General features: G+C 75.4%; 2 protein-coding genes. Both read left to right on the forward strand.

Annotation, left to right across the window (positions count from 1 at the left end; translation table 11 throughout):
• Positions 1-179 precede the first annotated feature (179 nt).
• Positions 180-887, forward strand: coding sequence for a Pr6Pr family membrane protein (locus tag Q6969_RS15160; protein WP_317231189.1), 708 nt, complete (start codon positions 180-182; stop codon positions 885-887).
• Between the two features lie 50 nt (positions 888-937).
• Positions 938-1951, forward strand: coding sequence for a LacI family DNA-binding transcriptional regulator (locus tag Q6969_RS15165; RefSeq protein WP_317231190.1), 1014 nt, complete (start codon positions 938-940; stop codon positions 1949-1951).
• Positions 1952-2120: the final 169 nt, after the last annotated feature.

Below are 2120 nucleotides of genomic sequence, written 5' to 3' on the forward strand. Positions count from 1 at the left end.
CGGAGGCCCACGCGCGCGGCGTCGAGGAGGCGCGGCGGCGGGCGCGGGACGCCCGACGCGGATCCGGACCGGGCCGCGCCTGACGGGGAGTCGGCGCACGCGGGCGGGAGCACGCGGGCACCCGTCCCCGTGGACAGTGGGACGCGCGGGCGGACGGGCTCATGGGAACGTCGTCTCCCGTGCGCATCCTCCTCTCCGTCGTCCGCCTGGCCACCGCGGTCGCCGCCCTCGTCGGCGTCGTCGCCCAGTACCTCGTCAACCTCGCCTACTGGCAGGGGCTCGGCGTCACCGGCATCGCCGGGAAGACGCTCGACTTCCTCCTGTTCTTCACCATCGAGTCGAACCTCCTCGGCATGGTCGTCCTGGGCGTCGGCGGCGTGCGGCTCCTCCGCGGCCGGGTCGCCGACCCGAGCACCGCCTGGGTCACGCTGCGGCTCGCGACCACCGTGTACCTCCTCATCACGGGCCTCGTGTGGAACGCGCTGCTCCGCGGCCAGCCGGGCCCGCCCGAGCTCGAGCTCGACTGGGCCAACCAGATCGTGCACGTGGCCGTCCCCGCGATCGTGCTGCTCGACTGGCTCGTGGCGCCGGACCGTCGCCCGCTCCGCACCGGCGCCCTCGGGCGCGTGATCCTGTTCCCGCTCGCGTGGGTGCTCGTCACGCTCCTCCGGGGGCCCGTCACGGGCGACCAGGTGCACGGCTCCGCCACCTACTACCCGTACGGGTTCCTCGACCCGGCGTCGTCGCCCGACGGGTACGGCATGGTCGCCGCGTACGTGCTCGGCCTCACGGCGGTGGTGTGCGCCATCACGCTCGCGCTGATCCGGACCTCCCGCCGACGAGCAGCGCCCGTCCCCCTCCCCGTGGCGGTCCCCGCTATACGCTGAGGACGCGCCCGCCCGGCGCCGCCCGACCGCGAGGAGCCGCCATCCCGACCATGCGAGAGGTCGCCGCGCGCGCGGGGGTCTCGATCGCCACGGTCTCCTTCGTCGTCAACGGCACCAAGGCCGTGTCCGAGCCCACCCGCCGTGCCGTCACCGCGGCGATGCAGGAGCTCGGCTACCGCAACAACGTCGTGGCCCGCGCGCTCGCCAGCAAGCGCACCCGCATCATCGCCCTGCTCTTCCCCGCCGACGTGCAGCGACTCAGCCGCATCGCCCTCGAGATCTTCATGAACGCGGCCACGCGCGCCTCCGAGCTCGGCTACCACCTGGTGCTCTGGCCCACCGGCACGTCGCCCGACGACGTGTCCGACCTGGTCAGCGGGAGGCTCGTCGACGGCGTCATCGTGATGGAGGTGCGCATGGACGACTCCCGCATCCGGGAGCTCGCCGCCCTCGACGTGCCGTTCGTCTCCATCGGCCGCACGGCCGAGACCCACGACCTGCCCTTCGTCGACATGGACTTCGAGCGCACCGTCGCCGAGGGCCTCGACCACCTGCAGGCGCTCGGGCACCGCCGGTTCGGGCTCATGGTCGAGGACCTGGAGAGCGGACCGCTCCGCGGCTACGGCCCCACCACGCGCACCGAGGCGGCCTTCCGCGCGGAGACCGCCGCGCGCGGGCTCGACGCCGCGGTGGCGCGGTGCGCGCCGACGCCCGTGGGCGGGCGCCGCGCGGCGGGCGAGCTGCTGGACGCGGATCCGGGGATCACGGCGGTCATGATCCTCAACGACCAGGCGGCGCGTGGCCTCATCTCCGGGCTCGACGCGGCCGGGCGCCGCGTGCCGGAGGACGTGTCGATCCTCTCGATGGCGACGTCCACCGAGGTGGGCGCGCTGGTCGAGCCGGCCCTCAGCACGATGGACGCGCCCGGTCCCGAGCTCGGCCGGCTCGCGGTCGAGATGCTCCTCGCGCGCCTCGACGGCACGGCCACGGAGCTGCCGCACGCCCTCCTGCCCTGCCGGCTGCACGTGGCCGCGTCGACGGGGCCGGCGCCGGCCGTCCGCTGACGCGGGGACCGCCGGCACCGGCCGCGATCAGGCCGAGGCCGCGGGGTCGGGCCGCCGGTCCACGCGCGCCGCGGTGATCAGCGCGTCGAGCAGCACGAAGCCGACCAGGGGGATCCCCACGAGCGGCAGGAAGAGCCCCACGCCGACGCCGACCGCGACGACCGCCGCG

The organism is Clavibacter sp. MX14-G9D, assembly GCF_032917815.1.
Lineage (GTDB): Bacteria > Actinomycetota > Actinomycetes > Actinomycetales > Microbacteriaceae > Clavibacter > Clavibacter michiganensis_K.